Genomic DNA, 2,561 nt, shown 5'->3' with positions numbered 1-2,561 from the left:
GTATGTTCGTTAATCATAATGTGCCCTCAAATAAGATTTGAAGATCTGATCATGACATTGAGATTTAGTTCAAAAAAATCCCCGCTAATTTCTTAGCAGGGATTTGTGTATAAGAGACAGCTAATTAGCGCCTTTTTACATTGTGGCTAAATACAAATTTAATGCTGGTTAATCATGTGCGTTGCTAGTTGAGAGAATGATTGCTTTAAGCCTTCACGTAACAACGGGTTGTCTATTTCTATATCCAGCGTTTTATTCATGCAGTACATCCACTGATCGCGCAATGCTTTATCTACAGTAAAAGGCATATGGCGTTTACGTAGCATTGGCTGGCCATGTTTTTCTGTAAATAGGTTTGGCCCGCCTAACCAACCAGATAAAAATTCAAAAAATACTTGGCGAATTCGATCTAATGGCAGAGGATGCATATCATATAACGGTTTAGCGTATTCATCTGACTCCATTATGTCGTAGAATCGATTGGCAATAGCGCGCGCTCCTTTTTCTCCACCTATTATTTCGTACGGTGTTTTTTCAGGAGTAGGAGCTTGTTGCTCGGGAGCTGGCTTAGATTTAGAAAAAAGTCGTTTAATCATATTACTTATCATCGTTAATAGGCAGTGTATAGCTGCAAAGAGGTTGCTTTAAAATGGACAAATATGCGGTTTTTGGAAATCCAATTAAACATTCAAAATCCCCCGCGATACATAAACAATTTGCTGTATCACTGGGTGAGCAAATCGACTATCGCGCAATATTAGCACCTATCGATAACTTTGAAAAAACAGTATTGTCTTTTTTTGAGCAAGGTGGTGTTGGTGCTAACGTTACAATGCCATTTAAAGAGCAAGCCTATGCAATGGCTGATGAGCTTACGGCATTAGCTAAAATTGTAGGGGCTGTTAATACATTAAAAAAACGAGATGATGGCACATTACTCGGTGATAACACCGATGGTGTGGGCTTTGTAAATGATTTACTCGCTAATGAAGTAGCCATAACTAATAAACGCATTTTAATCATAGGTGCGGGCGGTGCTGCTCGAGGGGTTATTTTACCTTTGTTAGAGCATAACCCTCAGGAAATAATAATAGTTAATCGCACAGCACAAAAAGCCAAAGAACTCGCAGAGCTGTTTACTCAATATGGACCAGTATCTGGCTTTGGCTTTGATGATTTACCAGTAAGCGATTACTCACTAATTATAAACTCTACCTCTAGCAGTATGAATAACGAACTTCCAGCACTTGATAAAAAACACATAACTAACTGTGAAGTCGCTTATGACATGTTTTATTCACTGCAAAATACCATTTTTATGAATTGGGTTGCACAGCATAATATTAACGCTAAGCTTTTAGATGGCAGTGGAATGTTAGTTGGTCAAGCTGCTCAAGCATATTATGTATGGCGTAACAAAATGCCAAAAATACTTCCCGTTGTTGATGCGCTTAAACAAGGAATGCTTAAATGAATCAGGCAATACAGTTTATAGATAGGCTAGAGTTTAGAGAGCCCGATCATCAGTTAGTTTTTTTTGCACAAGTGAGTGGCATGCTGGTGGAATGTATAATAGAAGTAAATACACTTAAATTAACAGACGAAAGTCACGCAACAGAATATTTTGAAAAGTATCGTTTTGATTACGAAGAACGTGCCGAGGAGCTTATCGAAGATGAAAGTTATAACTCGGCAGGCCAAATTGAAGTAAGCTTATTAACTTAAGTTAGCGATTTCAGCTAAGTATTCATCTTTAAGTGATACATAGTTATCGGCAGATATTTTTAAGAAGGCAAGTTCTTGCTCTGTAAGAGGGCGGGCTTGCTTAGCCGGACTCCCTACATATAAGTAACCAGACTCTAAACGTTTGTTTGGTGGTACTAAAGATCCTCCACCTATAATTACATCATCTTCAACAACCACGTTATCCATAATAATAGCGCCCATACCTACAAGTATACGGTTTCCTAATACACATCCGTGCAGCATTACCTTATGACCAACTGTTACATCGTCACCTATAATAAGTGGGTAACCATCAGGATTGCTTTTAGTTGCGCGAGATAAATGCAATACACTGCCATCTTGTATATTTGTACGCTCACCAATACGTATATAGTTAACATCACCACGTGCAGCTACTAACGGCCACACACTACTATTATCACCTAAAGTAATGTTACCAACCAAAACCGATGACTCATCAATATAAACAGACGAATTAAATGAAGGAGTAACACCTTTATAAGAACGAATTGCCATAGTTAGTACCTTTTAGATCATGATTATTAGTATTTGAGTGTATCAGCAAGGTGATTTTTGTACCATACAGTGCACTGTTTGGTTACAAAACTATCAGTTTTAGGGGGTTTAGTTCAGATACTAACCGAACAGTATCTTTTTTTACTTTTTCTTTAAAAAAGTGCTTGCGTAAAAATATGATCTCCCTATAATGCGACCCCACTGAGACGGGAAACGCCAACGCATAGCGAGGCAGGAACAACTCAGAGAGTTAAATAAAACTTCGGTTTTAAATCTTCCAAAAGAAAGTTTAAAACTAA

General features: G+C 37.8%; 4 protein-coding genes. 2 read left to right on the top strand and 2 right to left on the bottom strand.

Annotated elements, in window-relative coordinates:
* Positions 1-158: 158 nt before the first annotated feature.
* Entirely contained in the window at positions 159-596 is a 438-nt protein-coding gene (locus I6F45_RS21150; RefSeq protein ID WP_166421949.1) for a group II truncated hemoglobin, read from the bottom strand.
* A 53-nt stretch (positions 597-649) separates the two neighbouring features.
* Between I6F45_RS21150 and aroE the strand changes: the two genes are divergently transcribed.
* Together aroE and I6F45_RS21140 are read left to right on the top strand one after the other, a co-directional pair.
* Positions 650-1,474: a shikimate dehydrogenase gene (aroE, locus tag I6F45_RS21145; protein ID WP_165729603.1), complete on the top strand. Its 825-nt coding sequence runs from the start codon at positions 650-652 to the stop codon at positions 1,472-1,474.
* Positions 1,471-1,725 (top strand): DUF1488 domain-containing protein, encoded by a 255-nt coding sequence (locus tag I6F45_RS21140; protein ID WP_197120234.1) that lies wholly within the window; start codon positions 1,471-1,473, stop codon positions 1,723-1,725. The genes aroE and I6F45_RS21140 overlap by 4 nt, the downstream gene beginning before the upstream one ends.
* Here the strand turns inward: I6F45_RS21140 and I6F45_RS21135 are convergent.
* Positions 1,717-2,262 carry a gamma carbonic anhydrase family protein gene (locus tag I6F45_RS21135; RefSeq protein ID WP_024593212.1) on the bottom strand — a complete coding sequence of 182 codons (546 nt, stop codon included), beginning with the start codon at positions 2,260-2,262 and terminating at the stop codon, positions 1,717-1,719. The two genes, I6F45_RS21140 and I6F45_RS21135, sit on opposite strands and share 9 nt — an antisense overlap.
* Between the last annotated feature and the right edge of the window lie 299 nt (positions 2,263-2,561).

Source organism: Pseudoalteromonas sp. SWYJZ19 (assembly GCF_015864375.1).
GTDB classification, from domain to species: domain Bacteria; phylum Pseudomonadota; class Gammaproteobacteria; order Enterobacterales; family Alteromonadaceae; genus Pseudoalteromonas; species Pseudoalteromonas arctica.
Note: the sequence above shows the minus strand (reverse complement) of the source record. Positions and strands in the feature narration are given on the sequence as shown.

Excerpts from the sequence above, each read along its gene's own strand:
- I6F45_RS21150 (WP_166421949.1), bottom strand. The coding sequence starts at position 596 with ATGATTAAACGACTTTTTTCTAAATCTAAGCCAGCTCCCGAGCAACAA.
- aroE (WP_165729603.1), top strand. The coding sequence starts at position 650 with ATGGACAAATATGCGGTTTTTGGAAATCCAATTAAACATTCAAAATCC.
- I6F45_RS21140 (WP_197120234.1), top strand. The coding sequence starts at position 1,471 with ATGAATCAGGCAATACAGTTTATAGATAGGCTAGAGTTTAGAGAGCCC.
- I6F45_RS21135 (WP_024593212.1), bottom strand. The coding sequence starts at position 2,262 with ATGGCAATTCGTTCTTATAAAGGTGTTACTCCTTCATTTAATTCGTCT.